Annotated in this window: 12 protein-coding genes and 6 pseudogenes; 11 read left to right on the plus strand and 7 right to left on the minus strand. The window is 33.8% G+C overall.

Translation table 11 applies throughout. From position 1 onward, the window contains the following. The first annotated feature begins 39 nt into the window (after positions 1-39). Together OPR39_RS07410 and secD are read left to right on the plus strand one after the other, a co-directional pair. Positions 40-1,020, plus strand: a pseudogene (locus OPR39_RS07410) (IS3 family transposase). 164 nt (positions 1,021-1,184) lie between these two features. Next, positions 1,185-2,693: a protein translocase subunit SecD gene (gene secD / locus OPR39_RS02270; protein WP_015588851.1), complete on the plus strand. Its 1,509-nt coding sequence runs from the start codon at positions 1,185-1,187 to the stop codon at positions 2,691-2,693. On the opposite strand, the gene OPR39_RS02275 is transcribed toward secD, so the two are convergent. After that, positions 2,690-3,475 carry an enoyl-ACP reductase FabI gene (locus OPR39_RS02275; RefSeq protein ID WP_015588852.1) on the minus strand — a complete coding sequence of 262 codons (786 nt, stop codon included), beginning with the start codon at positions 3,473-3,475 and terminating at the stop codon, positions 2,690-2,692. The two genes, secD and OPR39_RS02275, sit on opposite strands and share 4 nt — an antisense overlap. A 233-nt stretch (positions 3,476-3,708) precedes the next feature. Between OPR39_RS02275 and OPR39_RS02280 the strand changes: the two genes are divergently transcribed. The 7 genes and pseudogenes from OPR39_RS02280 to OPR39_RS02315 all read left to right on the plus strand — a co-directional run bounded on the left by OPR39_RS02280 (position 3,709) and on the right by OPR39_RS02315 (position 10,354). Further along, positions 3,709-4,524 carry a hypothetical protein gene (locus OPR39_RS02280; protein WP_015588853.1) on the plus strand — a complete coding sequence of 272 codons (816 nt, stop codon included), beginning with the start codon at positions 3,709-3,711 and terminating at the stop codon, positions 4,522-4,524. A 62-nt stretch (positions 4,525-4,586) separates the two neighbouring features. Beyond that, positions 4,587-5,759 (plus strand): porin, encoded by a 1,173-nt coding sequence (locus OPR39_RS02285; protein WP_141456814.1) that lies wholly within the window; start codon positions 4,587-4,589, stop codon positions 5,757-5,759. Between the two features lie 168 nt (positions 5,760-5,927). Beyond that, positions 5,928-7,020, plus strand: a pseudogene (locus OPR39_RS07415) (IS3 family transposase). A 56-nt stretch (positions 7,021-7,076) separates the two neighbouring features. Further along, positions 7,077-7,190 (plus strand): annotated as a pseudogene (locus OPR39_RS02305) (BRCT domain-containing protein); the annotation flags it as partial. 263 nt (positions 7,191-7,453) lie between these two features. Further along, positions 7,454-8,338 (plus strand): Rpn family recombination-promoting nuclease/putative transposase, encoded by an 885-nt coding sequence (locus tag OPR39_RS02310; RefSeq protein WP_015589065.1) that lies wholly within the window; start codon positions 7,454-7,456, stop codon positions 8,336-8,338. A 20-nt stretch (positions 8,339-8,358) separates the two neighbouring features. After that, positions 8,359-8,918 (plus strand): annotated as a pseudogene (locus OPR39_RS07100) (pyrimidine dimer DNA glycosylase/endonuclease V). 106 nt (positions 8,919-9,024) lie between these two features. Beyond that, positions 9,025-10,354, plus strand: a pseudogene (locus OPR39_RS02315) (IS4-like element ISWosp9 family transposase). Positions 10,355-10,390: 36 nt separating this feature from the next. On the opposite strand, the gene OPR39_RS02320 reads toward OPR39_RS02315, so the two are convergent. The 3 genes and pseudogenes from OPR39_RS02320 to OPR39_RS02340 form a co-directional block, all read right to left on the minus strand. Beyond that, positions 10,391-11,722, minus strand: coding sequence for a DNA recombination protein RmuC (locus OPR39_RS02320; protein ID WP_007548651.1), 1,332 nt, complete (start codon positions 11,720-11,722; stop codon positions 10,391-10,393). Between the two features lie 173 nt (positions 11,723-11,895). Further along, positions 11,896-12,876: pseudogene (locus tag OPR39_RS07420) on the minus strand (IS3 family transposase). A gap of 72 nt (positions 12,877-12,948) precedes the next feature. Then, complete coding sequence (locus tag OPR39_RS02340) at positions 12,949-13,659, minus strand: class II aldolase/adducin family protein (protein WP_265038990.1); 711 nt, start codon at positions 13,657-13,659, stop codon at positions 12,949-12,951. Positions 13,660-13,939: 280 nt separating this feature from the next. Between OPR39_RS02340 and OPR39_RS02345 the strand changes: the two genes are divergently transcribed. After that, positions 13,940-14,563 (plus strand): ATP-binding protein, encoded by a 624-nt coding sequence (locus OPR39_RS02345; RefSeq protein WP_174516962.1) that lies wholly within the window; start codon positions 13,940-13,942, stop codon positions 14,561-14,563. Here the strand turns inward: OPR39_RS02345 and tsaB are convergent. From tsaB to OPR39_RS02360, 3 genes are all read right to left on the minus strand, one after another. After that, positions 14,558-15,142 carry a tRNA (adenosine(37)-N6)-threonylcarbamoyltransferase complex dimerization subunit type 1 TsaB gene (gene tsaB, locus OPR39_RS02350; RefSeq protein WP_015588890.1) on the minus strand — a complete coding sequence of 195 codons (585 nt, stop codon included), beginning with the start codon at positions 15,140-15,142 and terminating at the stop codon, positions 14,558-14,560. The genes OPR39_RS02345 and tsaB overlap by 6 nt on opposite strands. Further along, complete coding sequence (locus tag OPR39_RS02355) at positions 15,142-16,272, minus strand: dicarboxylate/amino acid:cation symporter (RefSeq protein WP_265038992.1); 1,131 nt, start codon at positions 16,270-16,272, stop codon at positions 15,142-15,144. The genes tsaB and OPR39_RS02355 overlap by 1 nt, the downstream gene beginning before the upstream one ends. 138 nt (positions 16,273-16,410) lie before the next feature. Beyond that, positions 16,411-17,400: a ribonucleotide-diphosphate reductase subunit beta gene (locus OPR39_RS02360; protein WP_006280119.1), complete on the minus strand. Its 990-nt coding sequence runs from the start codon at positions 17,398-17,400 to the stop codon at positions 16,411-16,413. Between the two features lie 131 nt (positions 17,401-17,531). On the opposite strand from OPR39_RS02360, the gene OPR39_RS02365 reads away from it, so the two are divergent. After that, positions 17,532-17,870, plus strand: coding sequence for an outer membrane protein assembly factor BamE (locus tag OPR39_RS02365; protein WP_006279908.1), 339 nt, complete (start codon positions 17,532-17,534; stop codon positions 17,868-17,870). Positions 17,871-18,044: the final 174 nt, after the last annotated feature.

Here is an 18,044-nt window from a genome sequence, read left to right on the forward strand (position 1 = left end):
AAGACGTTTTTGGAGTAAAATAAAACGTTTTTTCAAAATATGACAAATAGAAGAGAATATACAGCAGAATTCAAATTAGAAGCTGTTAAGCTGGTTAAAGAAACAGGTCAAGCAAGTACAAAAATAGCAAAAGATCTAGGTATAGATGGCAGTATGTTAAGTAAGAAAATATGATGGAAAAATGTCTGGAGCATACGCATTTCCAGGCAAAGGCTCCTTATGACAAAGAAAGATTTGATCTAAAAAAAGAGCTAATAAGAGAAAGAGACATCTTAAAAAAAGCCCTGGGCAAAGAAAAAGAGTAAAGTATTCTTTTATATAGAAATTGCTATAAAACACAGGAACTATGTAGGGTTTTGTACTGGTGGTATTGGTTGCTAAGGAAAAAAGCAGTAAAGAATTAGCAAAAGAAGGGCTTCTAGCAGATATTCAAAAATACATCAAGCATTCTAAATGCAGATATGGAGCCCCTAAAATTCACGCTGAATTAAAAGCTTTAGGCAAAAATTAAAACAGTACAAAGTGTTATGCAAGAAAATGGCATTAAAACCAAGCTTAGACGAAGGTTCAAAAATAAAAAACAGCAAATAAGCAACCGAGTTGTGGCTCCGAACACATTGGATCAAAATTTTACTACTGATCAGCCAAATAAAGTTTGGGATTACCTACATAAAAACTAAAGAAGGTTGTTGGCGGCAATAATTGACCTATATTCACGCATGGTGGTTAATGAGTAACATGATAATTAGTTATAGATTCTTTATTGATGGCCGTTGATAAACGCAAACCCGATAAAAATCTGCTGTTACATAGCGATCAAGGGTCACAGTATACCTCTCAAAATTACCAATTTCTATTGAATACAAAAAACATCATTTCCAGCATGAGCCATAAGGGCTGTTGTTACGATAACTCTGTTGCAGAAAAGTTCACTTAAAAGGGAGCTGCTTATTGATACTTCTCGCTCAACAAACCAGAACTGCCATATTTGAATACATAGAAATCTTTTATAACAAATAACGTAGACATTCTACTATTAACTATTGCATTCCTGCACAATTTATTCTCATGATAAAAACGTCTTAACTTTCTCTCTACTTTTTCTGGGTAAGGTCAAATAGAGAATTTTACAAAAATCTATTTTTAACTTACAATCAATTATTACAATTTTAAACATACAACTTATGTATAACAGACTTATAGTCAAATCTTTTTCAGTATTATGCATCTGTTTATTTGCTTTATACATAACACTGCCAAATTTCTTTGATAATAAGCTTTTTATTTCGAAAAAAAGAATAAACTTAGGCCTTGACCTGAAAGGAGGGGCATCTTTGCTTTTAAACATAGACTTAGACTTCTATTTTAAGGAAAAGCTAAGCATGCTAGCTAACGAAATAAAAGAGACATTGCTAACAAAAAATATTGAATCTAACGTACAAAATAGCGTTATAACTTTAAATAATATTGATGATTATAAAAAAGCATCTGTGTTGATTAATGCGATAAATCCAAATTTAGAGCTAAATAGAAAAGATTCTTCGATTCTCATTTCGTATAAACCCCATTATAAAAATTCTTTGATCAGTGAAGTAGCTGCAGAATCAATAAACAATGTCCAGCGCCGTTTGGACAAACTTGGCACAAAGGAAGTCAGCGTTCAAAAACAAGGGCAGAATAAAATATTAGTGCAGGTGCCTGGAGTAGAAGATACCAAGCAGATAAAATCTCTGCTTGGCAAAACTGCTAAGCTAGCTTTTCATTTGGCAAACACTAACATAGCCAAGGTGCAGGATATAGACCATGAAACCACTGTCATGCTCAAGGATTCTTTAGGTAATTCTTATCCAATATTCCGCAAAACTGAAATAGGTGGTGATTCGCTGGTTAACGCATCAGTTAGATTTGGTCACTTAGGTAAACCAACAGTGCATTTTAAATTTGACAGCATAGCGAGTAAAAGATTCGCAAAAATCACTAAAGAAAATGTGGGAAAACCTTTTGCAATTGTTCTGGATAACACAGTCTTAACAGTACCTACAATACGTGAGCCAATTTTAAATGGAGAGGGAGAAATTAGCGGTAATTTTACTGAAAAACAAGCAAGCGAACTTGCAATACTTTTAAAATCTGGAGCACTGCCAGCACCACTTAAAATAATTGAAGAAAAAAACATTGGCCCAAGTCTTGGAGAAGAATCAATAAAGGCAGGGGAAATGGCAGCAACAATCTCTATTATAGCCGTGGCTTTATTTATAATCATCACTTACGGTAAATTAGGTGTATTGGCCTCTGTTGCGCTTTTTTCTAATGTAATTCTTATATTATCAATTCTCACTCTGCTTGAAGCAACTCTAACTTTACCTGGAATTGCCGGTATTGCACTCACTGTCGGTATGGCGGTGGATGCAAATGTTTTAATATTTGAGCGAATTCGTGAGGAAATAAAATCTGGCAAGAGAGTGGAACGTGCTATTGAAGAAGGGTTTAAAAACGCTATAAAGACAATACTGGATTCAAATATCACTACATTAATTGCTGCAGGAATAATGTTCATTATTGGCAGTGGAGCAATTAGAGGCTTTTCTGTCACTTTATCAATAGGAATTTTATGTTCGATGTTTTCTGCAATCACAGTCACAAAACTCCTGATAGAGTTGTGTATGAACCCGAAGGAACTAGTGCTTTGTTAGTCAACTACCTTCATTCCCACAACGTTATATCCTGAATCAACGTGCAAAATTTCTCCAGTAGTGCCACTACTTAAATCGCTTAATAAGTATAGCGCTGCCTTGCCAACATCCTCTATTGTAACATTGCGTCTGAGCGGAGAATTATTTCTATTCCATTCTGATATGAAGTGAAAATCGCTTATTCCAGAAGATGCTAAAGTTCTGATTGGACCAGCGGAAATTGCATTTACTCTGATATTTTGTGGCCCGAGATCACATGCTATATATTTTACACTTGCTTCAAGTGCTGCTTTACATAAACCCATAACGTTATAATTTGGCATAACTTTTTCAGCGCCATAATAAGATAAAGTAAGCAAACTACCACCACCTGACATCATTTTTTCAGCTCTTTGTGCTAAAGCAGTGAAAGAATAGCACGATATATGCATTGCATTGAGGAAGTTATTCAGTGAAGTATTGACATATTTACCATCTAACTCATTTTTATCGGAGAATGCTATTGCATGCACCAAAAAGTCAAGAGTACCCCATTTTTTCTCTATTATTTCAAAAGCGTTATCTACGATTTTTTCATTTGAAACGTCACAGTGTAATATTAGCTCCACATTTAATTCATCTGCTATTGGTAATAATTTTTCTTTTATTATTTCGTTCTGGTAGGTGATTGCAAGTTCTGCCCCGTGCTCTGAGAGAGCTTTTGCTATACCGCATGCTATCGATCTCTTATTTATTATTCCGGTTATTAATCCCTTTTTGCCTTGTAATAGACTTGTCGTCATAGAACTATCTGTTTTTTTATAATTTGGAATATTAACTAGGTAAAGTCAAGATATCACTATGTTTTAAAATATTTTTTGCAGTAACTTGAAGTCTATAAACAGTAATCTTGATTCTTCTACAACAAAGCCATCCCGTATGACATTTTGTCTATACCTAATTAAGCATATCAATAAGTAAGTAAATCTTAATATAATCTTATTATACCTATAAATACGCTGTATAGAATGAAAGTATGGATGATTTCATAACTGCAAGAAGAAAAGATGATGCTGTGGTATCTGTTTGTCAGGATAATAAGAAAAAAAACGTGTTAATTTTAGGGCTCAATCAAGCCGCAAGGAATTTGTTAAAATACGAGGAAGGGAATTTACTTAATAAGCCGTTAATCAATATTTTAAGTGCAAGAGCAGCTGACGACATGAAGAATTATTTAGAGTATACCGAAAATGGGCACGATTTACTTGATATATTACCTAAAGTGATAGATTTTTCCTTAACTGATGCTAAAGGAGAAGATATCAGGACAAAAGTAAAAGTTTTCCGCACTGCACAATTTGCCAGTAATAAAATAAATTATGAGCTGTTAATACGTGATATCAGTTTGTCCCATAAATTAGGAATCTTTAGAGATGAATATCTAATGGGTAAGAAATATAAAAACCATGACTTATTCGATATACCGGGCAATGAGTCCACTATTTTAGAGTTATACCTTATATTGAATTTCGCCTTTCAACATCAAATTAATGCAGCTATAGGAATAATTGGCTTAAATAGTAGCTGTAGCGAGACAAATGATGCACTGAAAGTTGTCATAGAACATTTTTATAAAAATTGCCGTAGTGATGATTTTCTAGGGTATATTGATGAGAATAAAGTGCTTTTTGTTTTGATTAACTGCGATGTAAAAAGTACATCTAAAATAATTAATCGTATACATTCTGCCATTAATAAGCAGTTATTAATGCAAAAATTACCAAGTGTATCAATAATTTATGGGAATATAGCTCAAAAACAGGCAGCAAAATCTACCAGCGGTGCCTTCTGAAAAGTTGTTTTTTATTTATATTGAGTTTAAACTTAAATTTTTATAAAGATTTAAGGTTATTTATGAAGTTAAAGTACTACCTGGTAGCACTGCTTTCATCATTGTTTTTGCAGAATAGTGCTAGCTCTAAAACAATTTTGGATAAGGAAATATTTTATGCAGAACTAGACGGAAAAATAGATTTGAGATTCGGCTACGCCTTCAACAGAGATTCTTTCAATGCTAAGCCTAAGGATAAAACTTCAAGTTATTCATACTTGCGCTTTCTTTATTTACAGCAAGTTTATCCAAATACTCAAATGGGGGTTAATGTTAAGGCAGGGGTTTCTGGTATTGCAAACCTAAAAGCGTTAGACATAGAAAAGTTAGACATGGAGGAATGGTATTTTATCATAAAAAACCAGGAACTTGGATCAATTGAATATGGTAAAAGAAGTTTAGTTGGTCAGAGCATGTTAATTAACACTTCAAAAATTTATGCAGCTGCTGGAGGAGTAAATGGTCATTGGACAAACTATGCAAATTTGCGCGGTGATCATAAAAAAGATGGTGACCCTGGATATGATCAAGACAAGGTGTTCTGGGTCAAGCCCAATATTTATAGCGATTATAATGAACTCGAACTAGGGTTAAAACAATCATCAATTAACTATATCTCCCCTGAAATCTATAACTTTCAACTCGGATTCAGTTATGTTCCAGGAAAAAATAACTTACAGTACAGCAATTTAATTGCTGCTGGCCTTTCCTATAAAAACAGCTTGTCAGATGATATAGGTTTTACTACTGCCTTAACTGGTGAATTTGCAAGAGAAAATTTAACTGATTGCTCAGATGGGACTTCTAAAAATTATGAATGCCGCAATCAATTACTACACTGGAATTTTGGTTTGAAGCTAAAATTGTTCGATCTTGATTGCATTTTTTCGTATGGTAATGGTGGTAAATCTGGTGAGAAGCGTAATCCTGAAACAAATAATACGTATTATATGAATGCAGGTATCGCTTACCGTTCTGATTCTTACAAATCGAGCTTAACATATTTTAGTAGTGGTAGGGATATTGCAGGCGAAGGTACAAACGAGTTAACATCATATGCTTTAAGTCTTGAAAATTCTCTTTTTTTAGGTACTTCATACTATTTCGATATTGTAAAGTTTAGTACAAAAGAGCCTAAAATAGAAAATAACAACTCTGGTTATGTGTTCTTGGCTGGACTGAAATTAAGTTTTTAATATTGCCTCCTTCCAACACTCTTTTCTGTCATCCAAGGTAACCGTTCACAGATTTCCACTTAATTTTTCAATCTCACTCATGGAGAGGCCAGTAAACTGACCTTACCCAGAAAAAGTAGAGAGAAAGTTAAGACGTTTTTGGAGTAAAATAAAACGTTTTTTCAAAATATGACAAATAGAAGAGAATATACAGCAGAATTCAAATTGGAAGCTGTTAAGCTGACAAATGAACAAAGAAAGGCAGGTCAAACAATTACAAAAATAGCAAGAGATTTAGGAATAAAGGGTGGTTTATTAGGAAAATGGATAAAGAAACACAACGAAAAAAAGTCGGCAGCAGATGCATTTCCAGGTAGAGGTAACATGGCTCCTTACGACAAAGAGAGGTTTGATTTACAAAGCAAAAGTAACAAGAGAAAGAGACATTTTAAAAAAAGCCCTGGCCAGTCAAAAAGAGTAAAATATTTTTTTATATAGTAACTGCTATAAAGTACAGGAATTATGTAGGATTTTCTGCTAGTGGCTACTATAAGTGGACTACAAGGAAAATAAGCAGTAGAGAATCAGCAAATAAAGAGTTATTAGCAGATATTCAAAAAATATATCAAGCTTCTAAATGTAGATATGGAGCTCCTAAAATTCATGCTGAATTAAAGGCTTTGGGTAAAAGTTGCAACTTAAAAACAGTGCAAAGTATTATGCAGAAAAATGGTATTCAGGCTATATTGAGAAGAAAATTTAAAATTAAGAAACAACAAACGGACAGTAGCTCCCAATATATTAGACCAAAACTTTATTGTCGATCAACCAAATAAAGTATGGGATTACTTATATAAAAACCAAAGAAGGATGGCTATATTTGGCAACAATAATCGATCTATATTCACGCATGGTAGTTAATGAGCAGTTCAATAAATAAACAATTGGTTATGGACTCTTTATTAATGGACGTTAACAAGCGTAAACCTGTTAAAAATCTACTGCTGCACAGTGACCAAGGTTCACAATATACTGCGCAAGGGTATCAATATCTCTTAGCTGTAAAGAATATAGATGAGTAATAAAGGCTGTTGTTACGACAATTCTGTTGCAGAAAGCTTCTTTAGCTCATTGAAAAGAGAAATACTTATTGATACTTCACAACACTCTGCTCAACAAACTAGAACTGCAATATTTGAATACATAGAAATTTTTTATAACAAACAACGTCACTATTAACTATTGCATTCCAGAACAATTTGATGCATCATTCTTTTTGTAAAAAACATTCCACACTTTCTCTCCACTTTTTCTGGGTAAGGTCATTCAAGTGTATCGCCTAAAACGGACTTCTTGGTTGTCGGCGAAAAACCTGGGTCAAAGCTCGAAAAGGCTAAAAAGCTGGGTATTAAAATTTTAACCGAGGAGGAATTTAATATGAGAGAAAAATAAACGCTATTGAAGGGTATCTTTGATGGCCATTACAGTTGCTAAATTCATGACATCCATTTGCTGGCCTTTTAAGATACTTTACAGAATGGTTGATAAAAGAGTACAAAAGGAGTCTAGAGTATGAAATGCTATTCTCAGATCATTTATGGAAGACATTTTTTTCATCAACACATTCAAAACTTAAAAAATAAACTAAAAATAAAGAAGTTGAATATTTCTTCAGAATTGTGTATAATTATTAATGCTTTTTAGGTACTCTCGCTATGGCTCTTTCTAAGTTTCTCAATCCAAAATTAGACTTAACCTTCAAAAAGGTCTTTGGTACCGAAAAAAATAAGAACATTCTTATTCACTTCCTCAATGATATCTTAGGATTTACCGGGATAGATACTATACAAGAAGTTGAGTTTCTTAGCACCTACATGGATCCTGAAGTCGCCTCTGATAAACAAAGCATCGTTGAAGTCCTTTGCAAGGATTCTAGTGGGTTCAGATATGTAATCGAGATGCAACTCGCTCGTGATAGGGGCTTTGAGAAACGTGCTCAGCTATATGCTGCTAAAGCTTACTCAAGGCAAGCTGATAAAGGTGACCAGTATCATAACCTTAAGGAAATTATCTTCATTGCTATAGCAGATTGTGTACTGTTTCCTAATAAATCTGAGTACAAATCAAAGCATACTATTCGAGATGAAGACACTAATGAGCATGATCTAAAAGATTTCTATTTTATATTTATTGAGTTGCCTAAATTCGCAAAAAACAAAGTAGAGCAGCTAGAAAGTACAATAGAGCGCTGGTGCTTTTTTTTCAAGTACGCAGAAGATACTACAGATGAAGACCTAAAAGATATTGCAGAAAAATCGCCAATAATAAAGCTAGCATACGATGAGTTAGACAAGTTTCGCTGGAATGAGAAAGATCTGATAGCGTACGAAGAAAGGATAATGGATCTGCGGAAAGAAGAAGGCATCCTCGCTCAAAAACTTGATGATGCTAGAGACGAAGGCATCCAAATCGGACATGAAAAAGGCAGAAAAGCAGAGAAAATTGAGGTCGCAAAAAACCTACTTAAAGCAGGAGTTTCTATTGATATTATAGCCCAAACTACTGGTCTTACAGCTGACGAAATCAAAAACTTAAGCTAATTTTATCTTTGGATGTCTAGATGAACATCTTTGTACTAGATGAAAACCCAGCAATTGCGGCGCAAATGTTATGTATATAGTAAAAATGCCATTAGAAACTGCTCAATTATTGAGTAATGTTTTTTCAACAGCATCCAAATCCTTTTGTCAGTATCATAAATCAGAATATAGAAGTCCCATATAAACTGACTCACAACAATCATCCTTGTTCTTTGTGGGCTAGGCAATCAGAAGGGAACTTTTATTGGTTCGGAAGAGAATTATGTAAAGAGTACACTTGGCGATACAAAAGAACGCATAAATCCGAAGAAATAGTAGATTGGTGTGATAGTAATAAGGATTTGCTAATTTTTCAACTTTTATACAAGCACTGTCTGATCGCTATAAATGTGGTAGTTCCATAAAAGCCTATAGAAAGTACTATTTACAGGAAAAGATGAGATTTGCTAAGTGGGAAAAGAGCAGAAGATTGGACAACGGAAAATTTAATGCTACAGGCATACAGCTCATAGGTAGAGAATGCATCCAAATTGGATATAAAAAGGTAAAATTGAAGTTGCAAAAAATTCGGGAGTGTTAAATAAACCATACGCGTCAAGTTAAGGAAAAGTGTAAGTAAAGTTGATAGAGTGAAGGAAAATAATAAGGTATAAATTCTCTTGGATATATGAATGAGAGAACTTACAATGGACAGAATAGCTTGCTTATCAAAAGACCTCAATGAATTCTTTAATGAAAAAGCAGACGAAATATCAATTGCAGTAGGTTTTATAAAAAGAAAGAGAAAACTTAATGGCTCATCATTCATAAAAGCTATGGTTTTTGGTAACATAGGAGTTGATGATTGCAGCATAGAAACAATGTGCCAATTGCTAAATGAAGACTCGATAGAAATTACAAAACAGGGTTTAGATTTTAGGTTTAGTGAAGAAGCAGTTGAGTTCATGAAAAAAATGTATAACGAAGCTTTGTGTTTATTTAAAAAAAAGTCTACAGATTGATTGCAAAATTTTACAGCAATTTGGAAGCGTTAAATTATTGGATAGCAGCTACATTAGCCTGCCCAGTAGCATGGAAGATATGTACAAAGGATATGGCAGTAGCTATAGAGATTGTGAGAATAATACCAAATCAGGAATAAAGCTACAGTTAGTCTTTGATTACCTGAATCAAGCGCTAGATAAGTTAAATTTTATGGAAGGAATAAGGTCGGATCAAGGTTATAGGGATTATCTGAACGGTTTATCAGCCAATGATTTGCTAATATTTGACTTGGGCTACTTTGTGCCTAGTTCTTTTAAACAGATTGATGAAGCAGGTGCATATTTTGTTAGTCGTTATAAGTCTGATACCAATATATATGATATAGAAACAAATCAAAAAATAGAGCTATTGGAGTATTTGGAAGGTCAATTATCTTCAGAAAAAGAAGTATTATTAGGAAAGGAAGTAAAAATTAAGGTAAGAATTATATGTCAAAAGCTAACTGAAGAACAGTCTATGGCTAGAAGAAGAAAGGCTAATAAATTAGCAAAGTCACATGGATATACATCTTCTCAAAAGAATCAAAAGTTATTAGATTGGTCAATATTTATAACTAATGTTCCAGAGAGTAAAATTAATGCTGAACAAATATTGACGGTTTATAGAGTAAGATGGCAAATCGAATTACTATTTAAACTATATAAAAGTCATATCAATCTTGATAAACTAAAAGGAAAGACAAATCCATTTAGAGTATTGTGCGAGCTATACGCAAAATTATGTGCTATTCTCGTATTTCACGGAATGATTGGCTGTGTAAAACTAAAAAAGAACACGGAGCTCAGTTTAACAAAGGCATTTATTGAATTGAAAAGGCGGGTTAGAGAGCTCTTTTTGATATTAAACAATATTGTCAATAATTTAAAAATTTTTCTAAAAAAGCTTACTATAATCTGGTCAAAGTTTTCTTTGAAAGACAGATATAGGAAGACCAGGGTATCTACTTTAAGCTCTCTACATTCCTTAACTTGACGCGTATGGTTTTTTGAACATTCCCTGTTAAGATGCCTAATCTACTTTCAGCCCCTCAGTATGTAAACTGCGTGGTAAAGACTCTAATTCCTTTGCAGCACTTAAACTTTTATTTTTTGCATGTATACCAAGCTTATTGAATTCTCGAGCAGCAGGAAACACCCTTGCTTCAAGAGAGCCAGCAGTTTTATTATAATGATCAACAGCACTTTTTAAGCTCCTGCGCAAATTATCAAAGTTTTCACCCATTGTGCAAATGCGCTCATATAAAATATGACCTAGTTCACTGATTTTCTTTGCGTTTTCAGCTATCATCTCTTGCTTCCATCCATACGCTATTGCTCTCAGCAACGCAATTAGAGTGATCGGTGTTGCAATGATCACTTTTTTTTCCACTCCAATCTCTATCAAAGCAGGCTCATATTCCAGTGCTGCGCTAAAAACCCCCTCCCCTGTTAAGAAAAGCACCACAAGTTCTGGCGTATTTTCAAATTGATTCCAATACTCTTTTTTACCCAAGTCATTTATGTGTTTTTTTATTGCCAGGGAATGGTTCTTTAATTTCTCCTTTTGTATTTGCAAATCATTTTGTGATATAGCATCCATGTAAGAATCAAGCGGCACTTTAGCATCTATTATTATTTGCTTTCCAGATGGCATTTTGATTATTAAATCAGGACGCAATAAATTATCCTCGTTTTTATCAATCACTGACGGCTGAGTAAAAAAATCGCAATACTCAATCATTCCTGCCATTTCTACCACTCTTTTGAGTTGCATTTCACCCCATTTGCCCCTAATGTGAGGTTTCCTCAGGGCATTAGCAAGGTTGGAAGTTTGGTTCATCAGCGCTCCAATTTGCTCCTTTAAACCTTCATAGGCCCCTACCCTCTCCTTTTCTAGCTCACGTATTTCATTATCGAATTTTTCTAATTTTTCTTTTATTGGAGTTACAACTTCGTTGATCGTTGCTTGTCTTTTTTTGAAATCGCTTTCCGTTTCTTTTAATTTACTATCGATTACTTCCTTTGCTAAGTTCAGAAAATTATTGTTATTTGTTTGCAAAGCATCAAGAGAGAGCGCTTTAAAAGTGTTTGTTAATCTCTCCTCTGCTTTTGTTAGTAATTCTATTTCCTTTTTCTTTTCCTCACGTTCTTTTTGCAGAGTTACTTCAAGTTCTGCTCTTTTGACCCTTAAATCAACTATTTCTTCATTCTTCGTAAGCAAAGTTTGCTTTGTTTCTTGAAGTTCTTGCTCTAATTTACATAAATTACCCTCAAGGTTTGCTTTCTTTTCGCTCAGTTTTTTTACGATAATGTAGAAAAATAGTAATAGAGAGACAACCAGAGCTATAGAATTGAAAAGCATCAGAATAAAAAAGCTGTATTTACAATTCTATATGATTTTTGTGTGTATAAGAAAGAAAAAAGGAGCACCTAAAGAGGTGACCTTACCCAGAAAAAGTAGAGAGAAAGTTAAGACGTTTTTATCATGAGAATAAATTGTGCAGGAATGCAATAGTTAATAGTAGAATGTCTACGTTATTTGTTATAAAAGATTTCTATGTATTCAAATATGGCAGTTCTGGTTTGTTGAGCGAGAAGTATCAATAAGCAGCTCCCTTTTAAGTGAACTTTTCTGCAACAGAGTTATCGTAACAACAGCCCTTATGGCTCATGCTGGAAATGATGTTTTTTGTATTCAATAGAAATTGGTAATTTTGAGAGGTATACTGTGACCCTTGATCGCTATGTAACAGCAGATTTTTATCGGGTTTGCGTTTATCAACGGCCATCAATAAAGAATCTATAACTAATTATCATGTTACTCATTAACCACCATGCGTGAATATAGGTCAATTATTGCCGCCAACAACCTTCTTTAGTTTTTATGTAGGTAATCCCAAACTTTATTTGGCTGATCAGTAGTAAAATTTTGATCCAATGTGTTCGGAGCCACAACTCGGTTGCTTATTTGCTGTTTTTTATTTTTGAACCTTCGTCTAAGCTTGGTTTTAATGCCATTTTCTTGCATAACACTTTGTACTGTTTTAATTTTTGCCTAAAGCTTTTAATTCAGCGTGAATTTTAGGGGCTCCATATCTGCATTTAGAATGCTTGATGTATTTTTGAATATCTGCTAGAAGCCCTTCTTTTGCTAATTCTTTACTGCTTTTTTCCTTAGCAACCAATACCACCAGTACAAAACCCTACATAGTTCCTGTGTTTTATAGCAATTTCTATATAAAAGAATACTTTACTCTTTTTCTTTGCCCAGGGCTTTTTTTAAGATGTCTCTTTCTCTTATTAGCTCTTTTTTTAGATCAAATCTTTCTTTGTCATAAGGAGCCTTTGCCTGGAAATGCGTATGCTCCAGACATTTTTCCATCATATTTTCTTACTTAACATACTGCCATCTATACCTAGATCTTTTGCTATTTTTGTACTTGCTTGACCTGTTTCTTTAACCAGCTTAACAGCTTCTAATTTGAATTCTGCTGTATATTCTCTTCTATTTGTCATATTTTGAAAAAACGTTTTATTTTACTCCAAAAACGTCTTAACTTTCTCTCTACTTTTTCTGGGTAAGGTCACTTACAACTTACTTTTAATTAGTCTAACCCATGCGTGCCAATCCCTCTCACCAAGATTGCTTTCAAAAGATAGGAGATCCTTTACAGCTTTTGAGCAAATTTCTTCACTTGGAATTGATAACTCCTTATTCATTGCGAACGTTAAACATTGAGTTTTGCACGCTTGTTCTAAATGATACGTGTAAAACATTGCTTCTTGTATACTCCGACCACACGTTATAGATCCATGATTACGCATTAACATGACAAAATTTTCTTTCAGATCAGCTATTAACCTCTTTCCTTCTGTATCGCTAAGTGCTAGGGAATTATAATTATGGTAAGAGATTTTATTGTAAAAGTGCAGTGCCCATTGACTTATAGGAAGCAGCCCATCTTTGAGAGAAGAAACCGCTACAATAGAAGGTGTATGCAAGTGAAAAATTGCTTGAATATCTTTCCTTGCTTGATAAACAAAACCATGAATTATATAGCCAGTTCTATTATATTGATATTCTTTGCCTTCAACTACATCTCCATCAAATGATACTTTCATTAACGAATGTTCATCTACTTCATCAAAACGCATACCAAACGGATAAATATAAAACGACTTTTGATCTTCAGAACGCACTGAAAGGTGAGTATATGTATGATCATCGAACTTAAGGTAGGACAAAATCTGATAGGCATAGACTAGATCCCTTTTTACTCTGCTCTTTGTTAACAACACAATCCTCTGTTAGAATCTTCTGAAGGTTTATACGCGAAAAGAGACTTGTAGTAAACTAATAAGTCTATGCCACTCTGTCTTGCTTTCTGAATACCAAACACTTTTGTGTTGTAGCTTGCTTAAAAATAGTTATCGTTATTATAGAGTTTATATACAGAATTTATGTTTTTAAATTACACAATACCTTAACTACAAAAATGATTTTCTATATAATATTTCATATGTTTTAAAGCTTCATTTTTATGTTATTATAAATGTAAGTTTCAAGATTGAAAATAATATGGTAAATATTAACACAAAAAAACAGCCAGCAGGATTTTTCATACATCTCTCTGGTCTTTCGGGAAGTGGTAAACTTTCCACAGCAATAGAATTATCTAATATGATAGACGCATTAATTGTAAATAGCAAGTTCTATAACAATGTTCAAGCTTGCTCTATATACGATGGTGTCTTTGAACGTGATCCAATACCTAAAGAAGTTCAAGATAGAATATATGGCATTATGCAAATTATGCTTCAGGTAATAGAAAATTATCCGATTCACTCAAAAAATTACATATTTATTGATGAGTTGATGGAAAATAATGACCAGAACATGAGGATGTATGATTCAATAGTAAGGCTTAGTAAAAAAATGGGCACAGAAATCCTTCCTGTAGTACTCAGGTGCGATCTACTGACATTACAAAAGCGTATTGCATTAAAAAGGCAAAGAAAAAATAGGAGGGTGATTAATGTAAATAACGTTATAGAGAAATTGAGGACTAACGATTCATTTATACCACCGAGTGCCATAGAGATAGAAAATTCAAATATGAGTATAAAAGAAGTAGCTCAAGAGATAGTAAACCAGATGCACAAGCTTAGCCAAATTGCGTGTATGCAAAAGAATAATCTATAGCAATTTCATATACTGAGGCTCATTTAAATATAAAGCTTCAACTTCGTTTAATTTTTGCTTGTTCTTCAGTCTATAATGAACTAATAGTCCTGCATGGCTAGCATTTAAATTGCAATCCATATGTGTACTGCTTGTAGCGTGACCAGGGTCACATGCTGCAGTTGGACCAGACAGCGGCAATAAATTGAAATCAAATAACTGCGTATAAAACCCTTGAGCATTTTTGATTATAGCTCTGATATTTTTTTTGCTATTTTTACAAAGCAAAGATATTGCATAGGCTTGAACTTCCAGCGCACTAACTCCATATAACGGCTTATTTGTAGCAAGATTTATACCTTGTGCTGCTGATATACCAACTCTAATTCCAGTGAAACTTCCTGGTCCAACTACTACCGCTAAATGGTCTATTTTATCGTAGTTATAATTGTGCTTATTAAATAAAGTATTTAAAGTTTTAAAAAATGATTCTGCATGACTATTGCTGGCGGAATTGCGCTCTACAAAACAATTACCATCATAATCAACTATTGCTATTGAACTACCAATACCTACAGTATCAATCGCTAAAATAGACATTACTTAAGCTTATCATAGAGTTTTGCAAACATCATAGTAAAGGCACCATTACCCATAACATTTGCTGAAGTGATTATTGGATCAAACACTATATACAATGCTGTAATTAACGAAAGCATTTCTGGAGAGAATTTGAGATGTTTCTCAAGAATAGGTAGCATTACCATAATTCCTCCTGCCGGCACTGCCACGATAGCAAACTTAAATAACAAAAAATAGAGAAGAAAAGTTACATAATCTATTGTGAATAATGAATAACCGGAGGCAATTATCATTGATAATATTATAATAAAAAAGCAATCACCTACTAAATGAAAGCTAGCAGTTATTGGTACAACAGACGATGCTATGTCAGGTTGCTTTACATTTTTTTTGCTTCCTTCAAGAGTAAGCGGCATAGTTGCATTACTAGACATTGTGCTCATTGCAGTAATAAATGCCGGTATCATATTGCCTATACTAGCTATCCAGCTTGTAACCTTGAATGAATTTGCTGCTCCATATAAGAGGAAAACATAAAGGTAGGTTGCAGATGCTATAATAATGAAAATTATTGAGTAATCCTTAAATATTATAGATAAAACTTGATCATGCTGCATTTTTAAAGCAAGCCCAAGTACAAATATTGGAATAATCGGCGTCAAAAACGTTTTCAAAATAAAGAGAGTTAAATCTAACATTTTGTTCGAAAGCTCTTTGCTTTTCTTGGGTAGCAATGTGGACACTACTATGCTGGATACAAATCCACAAGCAAGGGCATAAAAATTAGAAAGGAGTAGCGGCAGCCTAAACGACCATAAAGGAACAATTGTTTCTTCATACGTTATATCTTGTATTGAATAAGTGTTTTGTATGATAAAATGCCCAACAGAATAAGCTATTAAACTTGAAGCCAGATTCGATAAGAAGATCATTATAATAAGTAATAATATAAACTTTATAGCTGACTGCTTAAGATTGTTAACACTGCTAAAGATTAACGCAAAAATAACAAAAGGCATTATAAATAGCAAAACCTCTTTTATACTAAGGCTCACTGAGTACAAGAAGGTTTTTATTTCCATTGGAACTAAACGACCAAAGAATGCAGCTGAAGTGATGACCGTGAGTAAGATTAGTAGTTGTAGCACGTTCTTATATACCAATGTTCTATGGACATATATATGGTAAGTTAGTTGTTAAGTAAAGCAAAACTGCCTAAACTGCACAGCAAATGGTGTAATGAAAGTAGCTGACACTGGAATGACAAAGAAGAGTGAAATTAGCACTCACTTATTATTCGTGTCGTTTTCAGTAAAAGCCTCCTCCCATGTGCCTTGAGTTGCTGCACGGCTATACTCTGTTACTCTATTTTCAAAGAAATTCGTATGTTCCACGCCATTTAGTATTTCATCAAGCCACGGAATAGGATTATCATTGACATCATATATGGACTCAAGACCTAATTGCATTAACCGTCTGTTTGCTACGTAGCGTATGTAATTGCGCACTTCTTCTGCGGATAGTCCTTCAACATCTCCTAAATCAAAGGCAAGCTTTATGAATTCGTCCTCAAGTTCAACGATGGTGCGACATGCAGAATATAATTCCTCTTTAAACTCGTTGTCCCAAATTTCATTATTCTCTTTAATAAATGTATTAAATAACATGATAATTGAATTGGTGTGCAAAGTTTCATCACGGGCTGACCAGGCGATTATCTGCCCCATTCCTTTCATTTTTCCAAAACGTTGGAAATTGAGCAAAATTGCAAATGATGCAAATAACTGCAACCCTTCAGTGAATGCACCAAACACTGCTAGAGTTTTAGCTACATGTTTTTTATCGTGTTTTTTGCTTTCCTCGAATTCCAACATATATTCATATTTCTTTCTCATAGCATCATACTTTAAAAATGCTTGATACTCACTTTCTGGCATGCCAATTGTGTCTAAAAGATAAGAATAAGCTGCAATGTGTATGGTTTCCATATTGGAAAAGCTTGCAAGCATCATGCATATTTCTGTTGGCTTAAATATATTTGAATAATGCCTCATGTAGCAGTTATTTACTTCAATGTCTGCCTGAGTAAAAAATCTAAAGATCTGGGTTAGTAGATTTTTTTCTACACTTGAAAGTTTAGTTTTCCAATCCTTCACGTCATCAGCGAGCGGAACTTCTTCAGGTATCCAATGGATTCTTTGTTGCTGCAGCCACGCATCATACGCCCAAGGGTAATTAAAAGGTTTGTATATTGGATCTGCTTCTAACAATGACATAAGACACCTATTATTTTCTAAAGTAAATATTATATTAAGTGATATTGAGAATCAGTCAATTTAACTTTTTTGAAATTTGACGGCAGATAATTTATTAGTGTATTATAGCTTCAAGTAATTTATCAACAGAAATGCGAGTATTAATATCTTTTATTTTATTATTTACAGTGAGCTGCACTCACACTATTCACAATCACGGAGCTCCTGGCATTAGTGTTGAATTGTGGAGCAAGATAAAAGTAGGTGACGATAAAGAAAAAGTGGTTCACACTTTAGGATCACCAACATTAGTATCAAAGTTCGATGACAATGTTTGGTACTATGTCTCATATAAAATTAAACAAGCCAATTTTTTAGGAAAAAGGAAGTATAGTAGTAAGTCTCTGCAAATTTCATTCGACCAGGACGGTAAAGTTGAAGATACAAAAGAAACTGACATCTTAGAGAGATCTTTGGCTGTTTCTGATTGAAAGTTTGCTCAGATCTTCCTACGTCATACCGCGGTTCATTCCATAACTGTACGAATATTGTGATTTTAGTCCACTAGGAAGGATGTTACCCAAGTAGCATGACACTTGTATCTGGAATCTATTTTGTACGCAATTCCATCATTGAATTACATTTTCGTGTGAAATGTGACGTTC

This window comes from Wolbachia endosymbiont (group A) of Yponomeuta plumbellus, from assembly GCF_947251575.1.
GTDB lineage: Bacteria > Pseudomonadota > Alphaproteobacteria > Rickettsiales > Anaplasmataceae > Wolbachia > Wolbachia pipientis.

Bases quoted from the DNA above. Each gene is read 5' to 3' on its own strand.
- secD (WP_015588851.1), top strand. From the start codon at position 1,185: ATGTATAACAGACTTATAGTCAAATCTTTTTCAGTATTATGCATCTGT.
- OPR39_RS02275 (WP_015588852.1), bottom strand. From the start codon at position 3,475: ATGACGACAAGTCTATTACAAGGCAAAAAGGGATTAATAACCGGAATA.
- OPR39_RS02280 (WP_015588853.1), top strand. From the start codon at position 3,709: ATGGATGATTTCATAACTGCAAGAAGAAAAGATGATGCTGTGGTATCT.
- OPR39_RS02285 (WP_141456814.1), top strand. From the start codon at position 4,587: ATGAAGTTAAAGTACTACCTGGTAGCACTGCTTTCATCATTGTTTTTG.
- OPR39_RS02310 (WP_015589065.1), top strand. From the start codon at position 7,454: ATGGCTCTTTCTAAGTTTCTCAATCCAAAATTAGACTTAACCTTCAAA.
- OPR39_RS02320 (WP_007548651.1), bottom strand. From the start codon at position 11,722: ATGCTTTTCAATTCTATAGCTCTGGTTGTCTCTCTATTACTATTTTTC.
- OPR39_RS02345 (WP_174516962.1), top strand. From the start codon at position 13,940: ATGGTAAATATTAACACAAAAAAACAGCCAGCAGGATTTTTCATACAT.
- tsaB (WP_015588890.1), bottom strand. From the start codon at position 15,142: ATGTCTATTTTAGCGATTGATACTGTAGGTATTGGTAGTTCAATAGCA.
- OPR39_RS02360 (WP_006280119.1), bottom strand. From the start codon at position 17,400: ATGTCATTGTTAGAAGCAGATCCAATATACAAACCTTTTAATTACCCT.
- OPR39_RS02365 (WP_006279908.1), top strand. From the start codon at position 17,532: ATGCGAGTATTAATATCTTTTATTTTATTATTTACAGTGAGCTGCACT.